The organism is Streptomyces sp. NPDC005803 (assembly GCF_040630435.1).
GTDB lineage: Bacteria > Actinomycetota > Actinomycetes > Streptomycetales > Streptomycetaceae > Streptomyces.
The window spans coordinates 1-19,317 of sequence record NZ_JBEXXO010000024.1; the positions used below are offsets into that span (position 1 = coordinate 1).

The following is a 19,317-nucleotide window of genomic DNA, read 5'->3' on the forward strand; positions in this document are numbered from 1 at the left end:
CAAGGAACGGACGCTTCCTTCGTACTCACCCTCTCGGGCTTTCCTCCGGGCGCTTCCCTTCGGTCTTACGTTTCCGACTCTATCAGACTCTTTCGTGTCCGATTCCCGGTCGAAGCGGGTCTTGCTTTTCTCGCTTTCCAGTTCTTCGCTTTCGCGTTTCCCTTTCCGGCGAGTCCGACTCTATCAGATCCTTTCGGGCCTGATTCCCAGTCAGTGGGGCTTGTCCTCGCGGCCGTTGGGCCGTTCCGACGAGTGAGACATTAGCGGAATCCAGGGGCCCGACGCTAATCGGGTCACGTTCTTTCGAACGTGGATTCCTCATTCGCGCATGCGCACACAGAGAAAGGCGACTGTCGTCGCTCGCTCGTTCGTGGTTATTGCGGAATGGCTGTCCGGGGACCGACCGGGGTCGGCGCTCACGTCGGACAACTCGGAGCACACTACGGATGCGGAGGGGGCGTGTCAACCCCGGTCCTCGCCGGGGTGCGGTGGAAAGCGAGGCGGTAGTCCCGGGGGCTGGTGCCCACCTGGGTGGCGAAGTGCTGCCGCATGGTGATCTCGCTACCGAAGCCGGTGCGACGCGCCACCTCGGGCAGGGGGAGGTCGGTGCGCTCCAGCAGCTTCTGAGCTGCGGCGACGCGCTGGGTGATCAGCCAGCGCAGGGGGGTGGTCCCGGTGCTCGCCTGGAAGTGGCGGGCGAAGGAGCGCGGCGACATGCCGGCCCGGGCGGCCAGCTCCCCCACCGTGTGCGGTTCCGCCAGACGGGTCAGGGCGAAGGCGCGTACGGCGGCGAGCGTGTCGGCGTCGCGCTCGGTGTGCGGCGTCGGGTGCTCGATGAACTGGGCCTGTGTTCCGGTGCGGAAGGGTGCCGTGACCATCGCGCGCGCGATCGTCGCCGCGGCCTCGGCACCGTGGACCGTCCGTACGAGGTGGAGACAGAGATCGATGCCGGCCGCCGTGCCGGCGGACGTCCAGAGGTTGCCGTCGTGGATGAACAGGGCGTCCGGAACGACGGTGACGGCGGGGTGGTGGGTGCGCAGGAGGTCGGTGAGGTTCCAGTGGGTGACCGCCTGGCGTCCGTCGAGGAGGCCCGCCTGGGCCAGGGTGAAGGCTCCTCCGCACAGGGCCGCGATCGGTGTGCCGCGGGCGTGGGCGCGGCGCAGTGCGTCGAGTACCGGTTCCGGAGCCCGCGTCACATGGTCGTCCAGGCCGGGGACGACGATCAGGTCGGCGCGGGCCAGCCAGCTCAGCGTGCGGTCCGGGGCCAGGGAGAGGCCGCCGCGCAGCGGGATGGGAGCGGTGGTGGCCGCGGTGCGGCGCAGGACGAAGGGCGGGACGCCCCGGTCGGTACGGTCCACGCCCCAGACCTCCGTGATGACCGAGACGTCGAACGCACGGATGCCCGGGAAGGAGACGAGGGCGATCCGGGAGGGGGCGGCACGCGGCGCTCCGGTCGTGGGCATGGAGGCAGTAAAGCATCGATCGATGGCTTTTTGACCTCTGGGCGTCCGTGCGGTCGGGCGGCAGGATCGTGTCCATGGAGATCGCGGAGAACGCAGCGCTGGTCGTGGTGGACGTGCAGGTGGGATTCGAGGAGGAGGCGTACTGGGGGCCGCGGAACAACCCCGCGGCTGACGAGAACATCGCCGGGCTGATCGATGCCTGGCAGTCGAGCGGGCGTCCGGTCGTGTTCGTACGGCATGACTCGGTCAAGGCCGGTTCGCCGTTGCGGGTGGGGTATCCCGGCAATGACTTCAAGCCGTACGTGGAGGAGCGGCGGGGGAAGGGCGGCGGGGCGGAGCTGTTCGTCACGAAGAGCGTGAACTCGGCGTTCTACGGGACGCCCGATCTGGGGGCGTGGCTGGGGGCCGCCGGGGTGCGTCAGATCGTGGTGGCCGGGATCCAGACCAACATGTGCGTCGAGACGACGGCGCGGATGGCGGGGAACCTCGGCTACGAGGTGTTCGTCCCGCTCGACGCGACCCATACCTTCGACCTGGCCGGGCCCTGGGGCTGGACCGTGGGTGCGGAGGAACTGGCGCGGGCCACCGCCGTGTCGCTGCACGGCGGTGGGTTCGCGGAGGTGGTGCGCAGTGCGGAGCTGATCGCTGCCGCGCGCTAAGGGCTGTCCCGTAGCTCAGCCGTTGCCGGAGGCGAGCTCGCGGCTGCGGTCGCGGGCGGCTTCGAGGGCCGCGATGAGGGCGGCGCGTACGCCGTGGTTCTCCAGTTCACGGATGGCGCTGATGGTGGTGCCGGCCGGGCTGGTGACGGCTTCGCGGAGCTTGACCGGGTGCTCGCCGCTGTCGCGGAGCATCACGGCGGCGCCGATGGCGGCCTGCACGATGAGGTCGTGGGCCTGGGCGCGGGGCAGGCCGAGCAGGATGCCGGCGTCCGTCATCGCCTCGACGAGGAAGTAGAAGTAGGCGGGACCCGAACCGGAGAGGGCGGTGGCCGCGTCCTGCTGGGACTCCGGGACGCGCAGGGTTTTGCCCACCCCGCCGAAGATCGCCTCAGTAGTGGCGAGGTGATCGGTGGTGGCGTGGCTGCCGGCGGAGATGACGGACATGCCCTCGTCGACCAGGACGGGGGTGTTCGGCATGACGCGGACCACCGGGGTGCCCGTGGTGAGGCGCTCCTCGATGAAGGCGGTCGTGATGCCGGCGGCGGCGCTGATGACCAGGCGGTCGGCGGTCAGGTGCGCGGAGAGCTCGTCCAGGAGGCGGCCCATGTCCTGGGGCTTGACCGCGAGGATGAGGATGTCGGCGCGCTTGGCGGCCTCGGCGTTGGTGACCGCGTCGACGCCGTAACGGTCGTGGAGTTCCGCCGCACGCTCGGAGCGGCGGGTGGTGACCAGCAGGTTCGCCGGGCGCCAGCCGGCCCGGATCATGCCGCTGAGCAGGGCCTCGCCGATCTTGCCGGTGCCGAGGACTGCAACTGTCTGGGTCATGCGCTTCACCCTCCGGGCGGTGCTCGCTGTACACGGAGCTCGGTGCTCGTCCCCGTCATCCTCGCACCGGCCCGTCAGGCGGTGCGGCGGCGGAGGGTAGCCGCACCGAGGGCGAGGACGAGGAGGGCGCAGCCGGCCACGATCGCGATGTCACGGACGAAGTCGCCGGTGAGGGCGGTGTGATGGAGGACCTCGTTCATGCCGTCGACGGCGTACGACATGGGCAGGACGTCCGAGAGCGCTTCGAGGACGGGGGCCATCCGGTCGCGGGCGATGAAGAGTCCGCAGAGCAGGAGCTGCGGGAAGATCACCGCCGGCATGAACTGGACGGCCTGGAATTCCGAGGCCGCGAAGGCGGAGACGAACAGGCCGAGCGCCGTGCCGAGGAGTGCGTCGAGCAGGGCGACCAGGAGCAGCAGCCACGGCGACCCGGTGACGTCCAGGCCGAGGGCCCAGACCGAGACGGCTGTGGCCAGGAGCGACTGGAGGAGGGCGACGGCGCCGAAGGCGAGGGCGTAGCCGGCGATCAGGTCGCCCTTGCCGAGCGGCATGGAGAGGAGTCGCTCCAGGGTGCCCGAGGTGCGTTCGCGCAGGGTGGCGATCGAGGTCACCAGGAACATCGTGATCAGGGGGAAGACGCCGAGGAGCGAGGCGCCGATGGAGTCGAAGGTCTGCGGGCTGCCGTCGAAGACGTACCGCAGCAGCGTGATCATCACGACGGGGATCAGCAGGAGGAGTGCGATCGTGCGCGGGTCGTGCGTCAGCTGGCGCAGGACGCGGCCGGCGGTGGCGAGGGTGCGGGCGGCGCTCAGGGGCGGGGTGGTGGTGGTCGTGGTGCTCATCGGGCGTTCTCCTGACGGGTGGCGGCCGCGTCGACCAGGTGGAGGAAGGCTTCTTCGACGGTGGTGGCGTGGGCGCTCGTGCGCAGGGCCTCGGGGGTGTCGTCGGCGAGGATCTCGCCTTCGCGCATCAGGAGCAGCCGGTGGCAGCGCTCGGCCTCGTCCATGACGTGGGAGGAGACGAGCAGGGTGGTGCCCCGGTCGGCGGCGAGGCGGTGGAACAGGGCCCAGAGGTCGCGGCGGAGTACCGGGTCGAGGCCGACGGTCGGCTCGTCGAGGACGAGGAGTTCGGGGGTGCCGAGCAGCGCCACGGCGAGGGAGACGCGGGTGCGCTGGCCGCCCGAGAGGTTGCCGGCGAGGTCGTCGGCGTGGCTGGTCAGGTCCACCTCGGTGAGGGCGCGGGTGACGGTCGCGCGGCGGTCGTCGCGGTGCCGGCGGCCCGGCCGGAGGATCGCGGCGAAGTAGTCGAGGTTCTGCCGGACGGTGAGGTCGGCGTAGACGGACGGGGCCTGGGTGACGTACCCGATCCGTGGGCGCAGGCTGGGGTGGCCGGCCGGGCTGCCCAGGACGTCGAGAGTCCCGGTGACCTTGGCCTGGGTGCCGGCGACGGCCCGCATCAGGGTGGATTTGCCGCAGCCGGACGGGCCGAGGAGGCCCGTGATCCTGCCGGGTTCGACGGTGAAGTCGAGGCCTTTGAGGACGGTGCGGCTGCCTCGTACGACGGTGAGGCCACGGGCCTCGATGGCGGCGCCCGGAGAATTCATCATGTGATGAATTTTGTTCCCGACCAGGCGTCGCCGTCAAGGGACCGCGCGTCGCGGGACGGTCCGGTCAGCGGACGGCCAGGCAGAGATCGACGACGTACGCCTCCTCGACCGTGCCGTCCGGGAACAGCGGCGCGAGGTGCTCGCGCTCCTCGTCCAGGAACCGCCGGGCGGGGCCCTCGCCCAGGACCAGGAAGGCGGAGTGGCTGCCGAGGTTGGCGAGGTGGGTGGCCAGGGGGACCGGCCGGGTCCATGGGACACGGCGGTGTACGAAGTCGAGCCCGGGCGGCAGATCGCGGTGGCGCAGGGGCGAGCCGTGGGCACTGGTGTCCTCGGCGCCGGCCTCGTCGAGGAAGAAGCGGCGCAGCCGCGCGTCCTGCTCCGCCACCCAGGGCACGGCCGGGTCGGCGACGTTCCACCACAGAGCGAGCGCGCCGCCCGGCCTCAGGACGCGCCGGGCCTCGGGGGCGGAACGGTCCGGGTCGGTCCAGTGCCAGGACTGGGCGTACGTGATCAGGTCGGCCGAGGCCGTGGCGAAGGGGAGGGCGTTGCCGTCGCCGCGTACCAGCGGGACGTGCGGCAGGGCCCTGTGCAGTTCGGCCGCCATGCCGGGGCCCGGCTCCACGGCGACGACCTGGGCGCCTCGGTCGTGGAGGCGCCCGGTGGAGATGCCGGTGCCCGCGCCCACGTCGATCGTGCGGGCACCGCGCAGGGGGCGGCCGGCGAGCTGCTCGACGGCGTCGAACAGGGCGGCCGGGTAGCCGGGCCGGGCCGCGGCGTACTGGGCGGCGGCCCGGTCGAACGACAGGGCGCGCGCGGCGGCGTGGACGAGGGGCGCGGGGTGCGTTGCGGGGAGTCCGTGGCAGTCATGGGGCCATCGTGGCCCCACCGGGCCTACTTGCGGCGGGCCTTCTTCGCCTTGGCCGTCCTGCGGGCCGCCGGATTACCGGTCCGGGACGAGCGGCGCTTCGCGAACCGGGCCTGGGCGGCCTCGTACTCCGCGCGGCGCAGCTTCTCGCCCGGCGCCTCGGTGAACGTACGGAAGAAGTACGCGAGGAGCGAGCCGATGAAGCCGATGGTCTTGAGGCCGCGCAGCGTGTCCTCGCGGGCCGGGTCGGCCGGGCGGCGGCTGAAGCCCTCCCACGTCTTGCGGAAGGCGACGGCGCTGCAGATGGCGAACATCAGGACGACCAGCATGCCGATGAAGCCGCCGACGTCGGCGATCTCCAGGCCCTGGTAGGCGAAGCGCAGCACGAAGCAGGACGCGACCGCGGCGGCCAGCGAACCGACGGCGGCCCCGGCCCGGCGGAGCCCGTAGCCGCCGTCATGGGCGACCCAGGTCGTGCCGAAGAAGCGGAGGGGCTCGGGCTGCGGACCGGGGGCGGTCGCGGGGGCGCCGGCCGGTGCCACGCCGGACTCGGGGGTGCCGGGAGCCGTGCCGTCGGGGGTGTCGCTGTTCTCGGTCACGGGATCGAGTATCCCAGGGCGCACCGCGGTCCGGCCCTGGCAGGCGCGCGCGGCTGTCCGCTCCCGCGGGAGTGAGCCGCTGTCCCGGCCGGTTCAGTCGCGGCGTGCGGCCTTCTGCGCGCCGGGGCCGACGGGATCTGCGCCCCGTGGCCCGCGTTCCCTGAGGGCGAGGGGGGCCTCCGGCTCCTGGAGGGGGTGCCAAGTGGGGCCCGCCTGGGCGGTGATCACGACCAGGGCCGCCACGAAGACGAGGGAGGCCAGCAGGAAGGAGCCCTTCATGATGTCGGGGTCGGCGGGGGCGGCGCGGCGGAGCAGGAGGTAGGCGTGGACGGCAGGAGCTGCCGCGCCGAGGGCGTACGCCCAGAGGGCCAGGCCACTGGGCGCGGTGCCCAGGTGCCGGCGGGCGGCCGGGGCGTGGGCGAAGAGTTCCTTCAGGTGGGCACGGACGGCGGACCGGAATCCGGGGTCGCGGCCGACGTCGCCGAGGCGTGGCCGTCCGATGGCGTCCGGGCGTCGGGCGACGGCGTGGAACGCGGCCGCGGTGACGGGGTGGGCCGGCTCGGCCGCGCCCTCCACCCACTCCAGGCCGTGCCCGCGGAGCAGGCCGTCCCGACGCATCAGACGGACGGCCACCCCGGCCGCGCGCGAGGAGTGGCGCGCCAGGGCATCGGGCTGGTGGTCGGTCGAGCACAACGGCTCGGCGGCGCTCAGCAGCTCCGCGTGGTACGCGTCGAACCCCGGCCAGGCCCGCACCTGCCGGACCGTCCGGGCCTCCACCGACCGCCGCCACCACCTGGCCGCGCGGAGGACGATAAGCGCGCCGTGGGCGTCAGCGGCCACGCGCCGACCGCCGGCGCCCCGTCCGAGTCGCCCCACGCGCCGCGCCCGGCCCCTCCGGGGAGGGACCGGGCGCGGGTGGCTCGGGCCGGGCGGGCCGGGCGTGGGTGGCTCAGCCCAGCTTGGAGACGTCGCGGACGGCGCCGCGGTCCGCGCTCGTCGCCATGGCGGCGTAGGCGCGCAGCGCCGCCGAGACCTTGCGCTCGCGGTTCTTCGGCGCGTACACGCCGTTCAGCGCCTCCCGGCGGGTGGCCAGGTCGGCATCGGACACCAGGAGCTCGATCGAGCGGTTCGGGATGTCGATCCGGATCCGGTCGCCGTCCTCGACGAGCGCGATCGTGCCGCCGGACGCCGCCTCGGGCGAGGCGTGACCGATGGACAGGCCCGACGTACCGCCGGAGAAGCGGCCGTCGGTGACGAGGGCGCAGCTCTTGCCGAGACCGCGGCCCTTGAGGAAGGAGGTGGGGTAGAGCATCTCCTGCATGCCGGGGCCGCCGCGCGGGCCCTCGTAACGGATGACGACGACGTCGCCGGGCTTGATCTCCTTGCGGAGGATCTTGTCGACGGCCTCCTCCTGGGACTCGCAGACGACCGCCGGGCCCTCGAAGGTCCAGATCGACTCGTCGACGCCGGCCGTCTTCACGACGCAGCCGTCCACGGCGAGGTTCCCCTTGAGGACGGCCAGGCCGCCGTCCTTGGAGTACGCGTGCGCCACGTCGCGGATGCAGCCGCCCGCCGCGTCCAGGTCCAGGGTGTCCCAGCGCTCGGACTGCGAGAAGGCGGTCGCGGAGCGGACGCAGCCCGGGGCCGCGTGCCACAGCTCGACGGCCTCGGGGGACGGGGAGCCGCCGCGGACGTCCCAGTTCTTGAGCCACTCGGCGAGCGTGTCGGAGTGCACCGAGTGCACGTCCTCGTTGAGCAGCCCGCCGCGGTGGAGCTCGCCCAGGAGGGCGGGGATGCCGCCGGCCCGGTGGACGTCCTCCATGTAGTACGTACCGCCCGGGGCCACGTTGGGCGCGACCTTGGAGAGGCACGGGACCCGGCGCGAGACCTCGTTGATGTCGTCGAGGTCGTACGCCAGCTCCGCCTCCTCGGCGGCGGCCAGCAGGTGCAGGATCGTGTTGGTCGAACCGCCCATGGCGATGTCCAGCGCCATCGCGTTGTCGAACGCGGCGCGGGTGCCGATCGAGCGCGGCAGGACCGTCTCGTCGTCCTGCTCGTAGTAGCGCTTGGTGATCTCGACGACCGTGCGGCCGGCGTCCTCGTACAGCGCCCTGCGGGCGGTGTGCGTGGCGAGGACGGAACCGTTGCCGGGGAGGGAGAGGCCGAGGACCTCGGTCAGGCAGTTCATCGAGTTGGCGGTGAACATGCCGGAACAGCTGCCGCAGGTGGGACAGGCGTTCTCCTCGATGCGGAGGATGTCCTCGTCGGAGATGCTCTCGTCGACCGCGTCGCTGATCGCGTTGACCAGGTCGAGCTTGCGGACCGTGCCGTCGACGAGGGTGGCCTTGCCGGCCTCCATCGGACCGCCGGAGACGAAGACCGTGGGGATGTTGAGGCGCATCGCGGCCATCAGCATGCCCGGAGTGATCTTGTCGCAGTTCGAGATGCAGATCAGCGCGTCGGCGCAGTGCGCCTCGACCATGTACTCGACGCTGTCGGCGATGAGGTCGCGGGAGGGCAGGCTGTAGAGCATGCCGCCGTGGCCCATCGCGATGCCGTCGTCCACGGCGATCGTGTTGAACTCGCGCGGGACCGCGCCGGCCGCCTTGATCGCCTCGGAGACGATCCGGCCGACCGGGGCGAGGTGGGTGTGGCCGGGGACGAACTCGGTGAACGAGTTGGCGACCGCGATGATCGGCTTGCCGATGTCCTCGCTCGCTACGCCCGACGCGCGCATAAGGGCGCGGGCGCCCGCCATGTTGCGGCCGTGGGTGACTGTGCGGGACCTCAGCTGGGGCATCGTCTCTCGCTCCTTCGACAGAAAAGACTGTTTCCGAGCGTACGCCTCCGGTGCCAAGATCTGGACACGGTGTCCGGAATGCGGGACGAGGTGCCCGGGGACTGGGCGGGGCGGGCGGTGCGGTGGGGTGGCTGCGGGCGGGAGCGCGGGCGTGGGGGTGGCTGCGGGCGGGAGCGCGGGCGTGGGGGTGACTGCGGGCGGTTGGGTCCGGAGCTCCGCCCCGGCCCCCGCACCTCACTCGCCGGAGGGGCTCGGGGGGCCCGAGGGGCTGGCCCCGGCGGGGTCGGGGGATTCGGTCAGGTAGCGCTGCAGCGTCGGGGCCACCATCGCGATGATCATCTCCGGGTCGGCGGAGGCCAGCGGCTCCGCGCGGATCACGTACCGCAGCATCGCGATGCCCACCATGTGCGAAGCCGCCAGCTCCGCGCGGAAGGTGGGGTCGGGCACGTCCAGCTGCTCCGCGATCCGTTCCAGCAGGCGCCGCAGGACGAAGCCGCGCAGTACCTTCGCCGCCGCCTCGTTGGTCAGGGCCGAGCGCATGACCGCCAGCAGCGGGGTCCTGGACGCCGGGTTCTCCCAGATGGCGATGAAGTAGCGGGCCAGCCGCTCCCCCAGCCCCTCCTTGTCGCTGCCCAGGATGCCCGGGACGACCAGGGCGGGTTCGAAGGAGAGCTCGATCGCGGCGGCGAAGACGTCGTCCTTCGTACCGAAGTAGTGGTGGACCAGGGCCGCGTCCACCCCCGCCGCCTTCGCGATGCCGCGGATCGACGTCTTGTCGTAGCCGCGTGCGGCGAATTCCGTGCGGGCGGCCTCGAGGATGCGGGTGCGCGCGTCGGGGCCGGTCTCCGCCGTGGCGCGGGAGGGACGGCCGCGGCGCCTGGGGGCCGGGTCCGCCGCGTCCGGGGTCATGGGCGCGGGGCCCGCACGGAGGACGAGGCGAGGTGCAGCCGGGTGAAGGCGAGCGCCTCGGCCAGGTCGGCCTCGCGTTCGGCGGTGGACATCGCGCGGCGCGTGTTGACCTCGATGACGACGTGGCCGTCGAAACCGCTGCCGGCCAGCCGCTCCAGCAGTTCGGCACAGGGCTGGTCGCCCCGGCCGGGCACCAGGTGCTCGTCCTTGCCGGAACCCTTGCCGTCGGCCAGGTGGACGTGGGCGAGCCGGTCGCCCATCCGGCCGACCATCGCCATGCCGTCCGTCCGCGCCGTCGCGGTGTGCGACAGGTCGACCGTAAAGTGCCGGTAGTCGTCGTTGGTGACGTCCCAGTCGGGGGCGTACGCGAGCATCTCGCGGTCCCGGTAGCGCCACGGGTACATGTTCTCGACGGCGAACCGCACATCGGTCTCGTCCGCCATCCGCCAGATCCCCGTGACGAAGTCACGCGCGTAATTCCGCTGCCAACGGAACGGCGGGTGGACGACGACGGTCGACGCACCGAGCTTCTCCGCCGCGGCGCGCGCCCGCTGGAGCTTGACCCAGGGATCGGTCGACCAGACCCGCTGCGTGATCAGCAGGCAAGGGGCGTGAACGGCCAGGATCGGTACCTGGTGGTAGTCCGAGAGCCGGCGCAGGGCCTCGATGTCCTGGCTGACGGGGTCGGTCCAGACCATGACCTCGACGCCGTCGTACCCCAGGCGCGCGGCGATCTCGAAGGCCGTCGCCGTCGACTCCGGATAGACCGAGGCCGTCGACAGGGCGACCTTCGCATCCGGGACGCGCACCACTGGTTCTGCCACGCAGACAGCGTACGGGCAGCGGCGCGCCGCACCGAGGGAGCCCGGCGGAAAGTGAGAAGGGCCATGGCGGTGACGCGCCGGGGGCCGCCCGTCAGTTCAGCGCCGCGTCCTCGGTGGAAAGCGAGAAGGGCCATGGCGGTGACGCGCCGGGGGCCGCCCGTCAGTTCAGCGCCACGTCCTCGGCGGACGTCAGGTGGTCCAGGCGGCGCAGGATCACGCCCTCGCGCAGCGCCCACGGGCAGATCTCCAGGTCCTCGACGCCCAGGAGGTCCATCGCGCCTTCCGCCACCAGCGCGCCCGCCAGCAGCTGGGCCGACCGGCCCTCGGAGACACCGGGCAGGTTCCCGCGCTCCTCGACCGTCATCGCGGCCAGCTTCGGCACCCACTCCTCCAGGGCCTTGCGGCTGAGGGCGCGCTGCACGTACAGCCCGTCGGCGGAGCGTGCGGCGCCCGCGATCCTGGCGAGCTGCTTGAACGTCTTGGACGTGGCCACGACGTGGTCGGGGCGGCCGAAGCGGGTGAACTCGCCGACGCTGCGGGCGATCCGCGCCCGTACGTGGCGGCGCAGCTCCTTCACCTCCGCCGGGTCCGGCGGATCGCCGGCCAGCCAGCCGGCCGTGAGACGGCCGGCGCCCAGCGGCAGCGACACGGCCGCGTCCGGCTCCTCGTCGATGCCGAACGCGATCTCCAGCGAGCCGCCGCCGATGTCCAGGACCAGCAGCTTGCCCGCCGACCAGCCGAACCAGCGCCGCGCCGCGAGGAAGGTGAGGCGGGCCTCGTCCGTGCCGCTGAGGACGGCGAGGTCGACGCCCGTCTCGTCGCGCACCCGGGCCAGCACCGTGTCGGCGTTGCTCGCCTCCCGCACCGCGGAGGTGGCGAACGCCAGCACGTCCTCGCACCCCTTGTCCTCGGCGGCCTGGAGCGCGTCGGAGACCGTCGTCACCAGCCGGTCCACGCCGAGCGGGCCGATCGCCCCGTCCTCGTCGAGGAGCTCGGCCAGCCGCAGCTCCGCCTTGTGCGAGTGCGCGGGCAGCGGGCGGGCGCCGGGGTGCGCGTCGACCACCAGCAGATGAACCGTGTTCGACCCCACGTCGAGGACTCCGAGTCTCATACGCAGAACGCTACTGCGGCCACGCGGGGGGACGGACCGGCGCACGGCATCCCGCTCGTGCGCCGGTCGGTCCCGCGACCCCGCGCCCGGTCTTACCCTGGGCGCGTGCCAAAGACGAAAAAGGCGAAGCCGGGCAAAGACACGAAGAAGCAGAGAACGAAGCAGGAGATGCAGCAGCCGCAGACAGAGGGGCCCCCCGGGTCCGACGAGACCGAGATCGACTTCGCGCGGGCGTGGGTGGAGTTCCCGGACCCCGCAGACGACGAACAGGTCTTCCGCTGTGACCTGACCTGGCTGACGTCCAGGTGGACCTGTGTCTTCGGCAACGGTTGCCAGGGCATCCAGGCCGGTCGCGCGGACGACGGGTGCTGCACCCTGGGCGCCCACTTCTCGGACGAGGACGACGAGAAGCGGGTGGCCGAACACGTGGCCCGGCTCACCCCGGAGCTGTGGCAGCACCACGACGTGGGCACGGCGACCGGCTGGGTCCAGACCGATGACGACGGGGAGCGGCAGACCCGGCGCTGGCAGGGGTCCTGCATCTTCCAGAACCGCCCCGGGTTCGCCGCGGGAGCCGGCTGCTCCCTGCACATCCTGGCCCTGCGGGAGGGCAGGGAGCCCCTGGAGACCAAGCCGGACGTGTGCTGGCAGCTGCCGGTGCGGCGTACGTACGACTGGATCGACCGGCCCGACGACACGCGCGTCCTCCAGGTGTCGATCGGGGAGTACGACCGCCGCGGCTGGGGCCCGGGCGGCCACGACCTGCACTGGTGGTGCACGTCGGCGACGTCGGCGCACGGTGCCGGGGAGCCGGTGTACGTGTCCTACCGGCCGGAGCTCACGGAGATGATGGGCAAGCCGGCGTACGACCGGCTGGTCGAGCTGTGCGAGGAGCGGCTCTCCTCGCTGCTGCCGATGGCGCCCCACCCGGCGGACCCCGCGTAGGGCCTCTCTCCGGCACGGGGCGCCGCCCGCCCGGCGTGTCCGGCGACGCGGCGCGGGTGCGGGCGCGTCCGACGACGTGGCCCGGGTGTGGGCGCGTCCGACGACGCGGCGCGGGTGTGGGCGCGTCCGACGACGTGGCGCATGTGCGGGCCGGATTCTGTAGGCCGGGTTTCGCGAGCTGGTTTCGCGAGCCCGGCATCGGAGGCCAGGCTTCGCGAGCCTGGTTTCGCGAGCCCGGCATCGCGAGCCCGGCATCGCGAGCCGGGCATCACGGGCCTGGTTTCGCGCGCCCGGATTCGCAAGCCCGGATTCGCGGGCCTGGTTTCGCGCGCCTGGCGGGATTCCGCGCGCCGGGCCCTGGGCCGGCGAGGGGTGCCGGGTCCGTCAGTCCGCCGACGGCGGGGTGCTCGGGCCGCCCTTCCCCGGGCCGGTCGGGGGCGGGGAGTCCGCCGGGTCGGGGGACGGGCTCGGTGAGCCCGGGTCCGTCGGCGTCGGGGTGGTGTCCGTCGGGTCGGGCGTCGGTGTGGGATCGGGGTCCGGAGCGGACGGGGACGGGTCCTGCGGCACGGGCGGGTGCGGACGGCCAGGTCCGCTCGGCGCCGGCGGGCGCGGCCCGGTGGGCGCCGCCCGCCCTCCGTACCCGTGCATCGCCACGACCGATCCCGACGGGGCGATGGCGACCCGTGCCGTCCAGAAACCGGCGGGTTCGCGCGCGTGGTCGACGAGGACGCGGAGCGTGATGCTGCCGCCCGCGGGAAGCGTTCCCGACGTGCTGCTCAGGCGCAGCCAGGACTGGCCCGTGCCGGCCGACCAGGCGACCGGGCCCGCCTTCGAGGCGGTGAGCATGATCACCGTCGTGCTGCCGGACGTCCGGACGTCGACAGTGAGGCGGCCCGCACCGTCCGCTCCCCCGCCCTGATCCGGTGACGCGCCCCCGCTGATGACTTCGGCCGAGACCTCCGGGAGGCGGTCGCCGGGCGTGAAACCGGAACCTGGCTCGGGGCGGGCGTTGCCCGCGTTCTCGTAGTGGCCGTACGGGTCGTCGGCCTCATGGCCGCCGTCCGTGTCGGCCGCGGTGACCGCCGAGCCGTCGCGGCCTTCGCCGGTGAGCGGCGCACCCCGGTAGGCGGACCACAGGGCGATCACCGGGGCGGCGACGACCGTCGCGACGACCGTCGTCGTCACCACCCGGGAGCGCAGCCGGTCCCGGCGCGCGGCATGGTCCTTCGGGTCCATCGGGAAGCCCGTCCGGTCGAACCGGGGAGTGGCGGACCGATTCTTCTGATGCTTCTGGGCATGCAGCATCGCCACGTACGCGGAGGGGCGCGGCGCCTCGACGACGGCCAGCGCGGCCCCGGGCGCGACCGCGGCTCCGGGCCAGGGACCCTGGGCGCCGGCCCGCTCGGCCGCGCGGCGGCAGCCCGGGCAGTCGTCCACATGCCGTACGAGTTCGCGGCGCAGGGTGGCGGAGAGGAGCATGCGGGGGTCGCCGGTGAGCCTGCCGACCGCGGGGCAGTTGCCCTTCTCGACGACGGCGAGCGCGGCCCTCGTCCGTTCCACCTCGCAGGCGGCCGCGGCCAGGAGTTCCCTGGCGGTCGCGGGTTCGAGCCCGAGGACGGCGGCGACCGCGCGCGGGGTGAGCCGGTGGCGCACGGCGAGTTCCAGCGCCTCGCGCTGTTCGGGGGTGGTGCCCGCCGCCTCCGGCCACGCCAGCCGGGCCAGCTCGCGGCGGTGCGCCTCGACGGCCGCGGGACTCTCGGCGGCCGGGCCGGGCGCGGCAGACGCGGAAGCGATGGACGCTGAGGGCCGGGGCGCGGAGGGCATGGGGGGCGTGGGGGACGACGGGAGCGTGCGCGGTGGTGCGACCGCGAGCTTCGAGGCGTGCGCGGTCCCGGGCGTGCGCCGCCCCGCGCGGGCTGCCGGTGCGACCGCGCCCCGATGCTCGTCCTGCGCCCTGGCCGACTGCCTGCGCGCCTGCGTGGCGTCGGGCCTGCGGTGCGCCTGGCGGCCCTGTTTCCGCTCGCCGAGCCTGCGCAGACACATCCACCTGGCCAGCGCGTACAGCCAGGTTTTGCGCTCCTCCTCGCCCGTGGGACACCGCCCGCCCTGCCGCTCGGCCAGCGCCAGCACACCGCCGAGCGCCTCGGTGGCGGCGTCGTGGTCGCAGAGCACAGAGAGGCAGTACGTGAACAGGCCGTCGAGATGCGGCTCGTAACGGGCGGGCGGCTGCTTCGGCGAGGAGTGGGGCGCGCGGTGCTGCGCCCGGTGTGCGCCGGGGGTGTTCGTCGGAGTCTCCAGCCTGCTGCTCGTCACCTTGCGACCGTAGGCACGGCGGCCCCGCCCCTAGCACCCCTTGAGCACATTTAACCCTTACGGGTGAACGTATCGCTCAATAAGGGACAAGAGGCGGGGTCCCCGCATCCGCCGCCGGCGCCCCCTTCCTCCGTGCACTACGTCCCCGGGCCCCACTGCCCGACCCCACTGTCCGACCCCACCTATACGGTGGCGCCATGGCTGCCCGTACGAAATCCGCGAAGGACCGGCCGTCCTACCGCTGCACCGAATGCGGCTGGACGACCGCCAAGTGGCTCGGCCGTTGCCCCGAGTGCCAGGCGTGGGGGACGGTCGAGGAGTTCGGCGGCGCCCCCGCCGTACGCACCACGGCGGCCGGCCGCGTCTCCACCGCCGCGCTCCCCATCGGCCAGGTCGACAGCCGCCAGGCCACCGCCCGCTCGACGGGCGTCGGCGAGCTGGACCGGGTGCTGGGCGGCGGGCTGGTGCCCGGAGCCGTCGTGCTGCTCGCGGGCGAGCCGGGCGTGGGGAAGTCCACGCTGCTGCTGGACGTGGCGGCGAAGGCCGCGAGCGACGAGCACCGCACGCTGTACGTCACGGCCGAGGAGTCCGCCAGCCAGGTCAGGATGCGCGCCGACCGGATCCGGGCGATCAACGACCACCTCTACCTGGCGGCCGAGACCGATCTGTCCGCGGTCCTCGGCCATCTGGACGCCGTCAAGCCGTCCCTGCTCGTCCTGGACTCCGTGCAGACCGTCGCCTCCCCCGAGATCGAGGGCGCGCCCGGCGGAATGGCACAGGTCCGCGAGGTCGCCGGGGCGCTGATCCGCGCCTCCAAGGAGCGCGGCATGTCGACCCTGCTGGTCGGCCACGTCACCAAGGACGGCGCGATCGCCGGACCGCGGCTGCTGGAGCACCTGGTCGACGTGGTGCTGTCCTTCGAGGGCGACCGGCATGCCCGGCTCCGGCTCGTGCGCGGCGTCAAGAACCGGTACGGGGCGACCGACGAGGTCGGCTGCTTCGAGCTCCACGACGAGGGCATCACCGGCCTCGCCGACCCCTCCGGCCTCTTCCTCACCCGCCGCGACGAGCCGGTGCCCGGGACCTGCCTGACCGTCACCCTGGAGGGCAAGCGCCCCCTGGTCGCCGAGGTGCAGGCGCTCACCGTCGATTCGCAGATCCCCTCGCCCCGGCGCACCACCTCGGGTCTGGAGACGTCCCGGGTGTCGATGATGCTGGCCGTCCTGGAGCAGCGCGGCCGGATCAGCTCGCTGGGCAAGCGGGACATCTACAGCGCCACGGTCGGCGGCGTGAAGCTCACCGAGCCGGCCGCGGACCTCGCGGTCGCGCTCGCCCTGGCCAGCGCGGCCAGCGACACACCGCTGCCCAAGAACCTGGTCGCGATCGGCGAGGTGGGTCTCGCGGGCGAGGTCAGAAGGGTCACGGGGGTCCAGCGCCGACTGGCCGAGGCGCACCGTCTGGGCTTCACCCACGCACTGGTTCCGACCGATCCGGGGAAGGTCCCGGCCGGTATGAAGGTCACGGAAGTCGCCAACATGGGCGACGCGCTCAGAGTGCTCCCGCGCCGCTCTCGCGCACAGGCCCCACAGGAGGACGGCGCACGCCGGTAGACTTTGCCCTGGTCTCGCCCGTCCGTACGAACGGTACGAGGGACGTAGGGTCTCTCGTTCGGATCACGCCTGACCCGAACGGAAGGCCCCGAGGGCACCGCAAACCTGTGACCGGAGGAGTGCAGTGGCAGCCAGCGACCGGGCAGCATCGCCCGGAAAGTCCGGCCAAGGCACCGGCACCGAGGCGCTCATGCGCGCCTCGTTGAGCGCCGTCGCGCCCGGAATGGCCCTGCGGGACGGCTTGGAGCGCATCCTCCGCGGCAACACCGGCGGGCTGATCGTGCTCGGCATGGACAAGACGGTCGAGTCGATGTGCACCGGCGGCTTCGTGCTGAACGTGGAGTTCACAGCGACGCGCCTACGCGAGCTCGCCAAGCTCGACGGGGCACTGATCCTCGACAAGGACATGACCAAGATCCTGCGGGCCGGTGTCCAGCTCGTGCCCGACGCCTCGATCCCCACCGAGGAGACGGGCACCCGTCACCGCACGGCGGACCGGGTCTCCAAGCAGTGCAACTTCCCGGTCGTCTCGGTCTCTCAGTCGATGCACCTGATCGCGCTGTACGTGGACGGGGAGCGCCGGGTCCTGGAGGAGTCCGCCGCGATCCTCTCCCGCGCCAACCAGGCGCTCGCCACGCTGGAGCGGTACAAGCTCCGGCTCGACGAGGTCGCGGGCACGCTCTCCGCCCTGGAGATCGAGGACCTCGTGACGGTCCGGGACGTGACGGCCGTCGCCCAGCGGCTGGAGATGGTCCGCCGGATCGCGACCGAGATCGCCGAGTACGTGGTGGAGCTCGGGACCGACGGCCGGCTCCTCTCGCTCCAGCTCGACGAGTTGATCGCGGGCGTGGAGCCGGAGCGCGAGCTGGTCGTGCGCGACTACGTGCCGGAACCGACCGCGAAGCGCTCGCGCACGGTGACGGAGGCGCTCACCGAGCTGGACGCGCTGTCCCACACCGAGCTCCTCGAACTCCCGGTCGTCGCAAGGGCGCTGGGATACAGCGGCTCTCCGGAGACCCTCGACTCGGCGGTGTCGCCGCGCGGATTCCGGCTGCTGGCGAAGGTGCCGCGGCTGCCCGGTGCGATCATCGACCGGCTGGTGGAGCACTTCGGCGGCCTGCAGAAGCTGCTGGCCGCGAGCGTCGACGATCTCCAGACGGTGGACGGCGTGGGCGAGGCACGGGCGCGCAGCGTGCGCGAGGGGCTGTCCCGGCTGGCCGAGTCGTCGATCCTCGAGCGGTACGTGTAGGCGGCACGGGGCCGGCGTACGAGTACGCGGTACGGATGCGCGGGCCCGGTCAGCGCTACGGGCGAGCGGTACGCGTGCGCCGCTCCCGCCAGCGGTACGGCAAGCGGTACGCGTGCGCGGCTCCGGTCACCGATGGCGCGGCCGAAGCCGTAACTACCGCGCCGTGCAAGCGCGCTCACCCACCCCGGCGCTCCGGCGCGTCAGTCCTTCGCGAGGACGAACGAGGCGCGCTGCACGGGTTCGCCCGGGGCCTTGGCCTCGACCAGGTACGTACCGGGGCCCGCGGATCCCGCGGGCGGAGTCGCACACTTCGGGGCGCTCTTCGCACGGTCCCACTCCACGGCGTACTCGACGGTCGCTCCCGCAGGCACCTTCAGCAGCACGGCGGCCGCGTTGCGCGGGCAGTCCTTGGAGGACCACACCTCCTCGTCGTCACCGCCGGCTTCGGTGACCGTGAGGACCGCGGCCTTCGGGCCGAAGTCGGCCTTGCACGCGGTGGACGAGGTGTTCGTGGCGATTAGCCGGAACTTGGGCTTCTCGCCGGGCCCGTAACGGAGCTCGGTCTTCAGGGTCAGCCGCAGCGCTGCGGGTACGCAGTCGGGGAGCGAGGATCCGGCCGGGACCTGCTGTCCCGCGGTTCCGCCGCCCGAACCACCGCCCGTACCGCCACCCGAGCCCGAACCGGCTTCCCCGTCGGAGCCGTTGCCGCCACCCGCGCCGTCGCCCGTTCCGCCACCCGTCCCGTCGGAGCCGGCGTCCGAACTCCCGCCGCCGCTCCCGCCGCTGCCGCCGGTGTCGCCCGACTCGTCGCGCCCGCCCGGCTGTTCACTGATCGCCGGACCGGAACCGGAGGGACCTGGCGTGATCGCGTCCGTGGGAGCGGTACCGGGGGCCCGTGAGTCGTCGTGATTCCCGTTGCCGCCACCGGAGGTGACGGCCCAGACGATCAGCGCCGCGAGCAGCGCAATCAGCGTCGCCGCTACCGCCCTCCGTCGCCAGTAAATGGTGGAGGGAAGCGGCCCGATCGGATTACGCAGAGATCCCACGGCGCAAACTGTACGAGAGAACAGCGCCAACTCCCGCCCCACCCGCCGCCAGAGACGCCAAGTTTTGCCGATCATCATCCTGGAGCGGCTCGTTGGCGCTCCGAGTCGGCGACGCAGACACTTTCCGCAGTCGCGAGCACACGCACTGTGACCGCTGCGGGGCGACGCGTCTCCGCCCCGGACCACGAAGCGGCCAGGCCCTCGTGCCCAGGAGCGAGCACTGCCCGGCCCAGGAGCGAGGAGGGCCCGTCCCCGGCCCAGGAGCGAGGAGTGCCCGTACCCGGCCCGGAGCGAAGAGTGCACGGCCCCGGCCCGGGGAGCGAGAAGTGCCCGTCCCCGGCCCCGGGAGCGAGGAGTGCCCGTCCCCGGCCCGGGTCGCGGCCTCTGCCCGTCCCCAGGCGGCAGGCACTGCACACCCCGCCCCGCCCACGCCCCGTTCACGCCCCCGCCCCCGCTCCGAGGAGTCGGCGCCGCAGACCCGCTCCCCGGGCCG

At 73.0% G+C, this 19,317-nt stretch carries 17 protein-coding genes; 4 read left to right on the forward strand and 13 right to left on the reverse strand.

All coding sequences use genetic code 11. The features are described 5' to 3' along the window. Nucleotides 1-440: 440 nt before the first annotated feature. Nucleotides 441-1,463 carry a helix-turn-helix domain-containing protein gene (locus tag ABZ454_RS29030; RefSeq protein ID WP_359542288.1) on the reverse strand — a complete coding sequence of 341 codons (1,023 nt, stop codon included), beginning with the start codon at nt 1,461-1,463 and terminating at the stop codon, nt 441-443. Nucleotides 1,464-1,537: 74 nt separating this feature from the next. Between ABZ454_RS29030 and ABZ454_RS29035 the strand changes: the two genes are divergently transcribed. Then, complete coding sequence (locus ABZ454_RS29035; protein ID WP_359542290.1) at nt 1,538-2,122, forward strand: cysteine hydrolase family protein; 585 nt, start codon at nt 1,538-1,540, stop codon at nt 2,120-2,122. Nucleotides 2,123-2,137: 15 nt separating this feature from the next. Here the strand turns inward: ABZ454_RS29035 and proC are convergent, their stop codons facing one another. From proC to ABZ454_RS29085, 10 genes are all read right to left on the reverse strand, one after another. After that, the gene (gene proC, locus ABZ454_RS29040) at nt 2,138-2,947 is read right to left on the reverse strand and encodes a pyrroline-5-carboxylate reductase (protein WP_356325170.1); all 810 of its coding nucleotides are present in this window, start codon (nt 2,945-2,947) and stop codon (nt 2,138-2,140) included. A gap of 74 nt (nt 2,948-3,021) precedes the next feature. After that, nucleotides 3,022-3,789: an ABC transporter permease gene (locus tag ABZ454_RS29045; RefSeq protein ID WP_356325173.1), complete on the reverse strand. Its 768-nt coding sequence runs from the start codon at nt 3,787-3,789 to the stop codon at nt 3,022-3,024. After that, entirely contained in the window at nt 3,786-4,553 is a 768-nt protein-coding gene (locus tag ABZ454_RS29050; protein ID WP_359542294.1) for an ABC transporter ATP-binding protein, read from the reverse strand. The genes ABZ454_RS29045 and ABZ454_RS29050 overlap by 4 nt, the downstream gene beginning before the upstream one ends. Nucleotides 4,554-4,617: 64 nt before the next feature. Then, on the reverse strand, nt 4,618-5,358 hold the full coding sequence (locus ABZ454_RS29055; RefSeq protein WP_359542487.1) for a class I SAM-dependent methyltransferase: 741 nt from the start codon (nt 5,356-5,358) through the stop codon (nt 4,618-4,620). Nucleotides 5,359-5,444: 86 nt separating this feature from the next. Then, nucleotides 5,445-6,017, reverse strand: a complete 573-nt coding sequence (locus ABZ454_RS29060) for a hypothetical protein (protein ID WP_356325179.1) — start codon at nt 6,015-6,017, stop codon at nt 5,445-5,447. A 93-nt stretch (nt 6,018-6,110) separates the two neighbouring features. Then, nucleotides 6,111-6,857, reverse strand: a complete 747-nt coding sequence (locus ABZ454_RS29065) for a hypothetical protein (RefSeq protein ID WP_359542297.1) — start codon at nt 6,855-6,857, stop codon at nt 6,111-6,113. 109 nt (nt 6,858-6,966) lie between these two features. Then, nucleotides 6,967-8,817, reverse strand: coding sequence for a dihydroxy-acid dehydratase (ilvD, locus tag ABZ454_RS29070; RefSeq protein WP_356325181.1), 1,851 nt, complete (start codon nt 8,815-8,817; stop codon nt 6,967-6,969). 234 nt (nt 8,818-9,051) lie between these two features. Continuing rightward, complete coding sequence (locus ABZ454_RS29075) at nt 9,052-9,726, reverse strand: TetR family transcriptional regulator (protein ID WP_359542301.1); 675 nt, start codon at nt 9,724-9,726, stop codon at nt 9,052-9,054. Continuing rightward, nucleotides 9,723-10,550, reverse strand: coding sequence for a sugar phosphate isomerase/epimerase (locus ABZ454_RS29080; RefSeq protein ID WP_359542304.1), 828 nt, complete (start codon nt 10,548-10,550; stop codon nt 9,723-9,725). The genes ABZ454_RS29075 and ABZ454_RS29080 overlap by 4 nt, the downstream gene beginning before the upstream one ends. Nucleotides 10,551-10,710: 160 nt before the next feature. Further along, nucleotides 10,711-11,661 (reverse strand): Ppx/GppA phosphatase family protein, encoded by a 951-nt coding sequence (locus ABZ454_RS29085; protein ID WP_359542306.1) that lies wholly within the window; start codon nt 11,659-11,661, stop codon nt 10,711-10,713. Between the two features lie 105 nt (nt 11,662-11,766). Here ABZ454_RS29085 and ABZ454_RS29090 point away from each other — a divergent pair, with 105 nt between their 5' ends. Then, on the forward strand, nt 11,767-12,606 hold the full coding sequence (locus ABZ454_RS29090) for a hypothetical protein (protein WP_359542308.1): 840 nt from the start codon (nt 11,767-11,769) through the stop codon (nt 12,604-12,606). Between the two features lie 384 nt (nt 12,607-12,990). Here the strand turns inward: ABZ454_RS29090 and ABZ454_RS29095 are convergent, their stop codons facing one another. Next, entirely contained in the window at nt 12,991-14,919 is a 1,929-nt protein-coding gene (locus tag ABZ454_RS29095; protein ID WP_359542310.1) for a hypothetical protein, read from the reverse strand. A gap of 197 nt (nt 14,920-15,116) precedes the next feature. On the opposite strand from ABZ454_RS29095, the gene radA reads away from it, so the two are divergent. Beyond that, nucleotides 15,117-16,529, forward strand: coding sequence for a DNA repair protein RadA (gene radA, locus ABZ454_RS29100; RefSeq protein ID WP_356325194.1), 1,413 nt, complete (start codon nt 15,117-15,119; stop codon nt 16,527-16,529). A 124-nt stretch (nt 16,530-16,653) separates the two neighbouring features. Continuing rightward, entirely contained in the window at nt 16,654-17,778 is a 1,125-nt protein-coding gene (gene disA / locus ABZ454_RS29105; protein ID WP_356325196.1) for a DNA integrity scanning diadenylate cyclase DisA, read from the forward strand. Between the two features lie 200 nt (nt 17,779-17,978). Here the strand turns inward: disA and ABZ454_RS29110 are convergent, their stop codons facing one another. Continuing rightward, a complete protein-coding gene (locus ABZ454_RS29110) occupies nt 17,979-18,824 on the reverse strand; it encodes a hypothetical protein (protein WP_359542313.1) in 846 nt (281 codons plus the stop codon). Between the last annotated feature and the right edge of the window lie 493 nt (nt 18,825-19,317).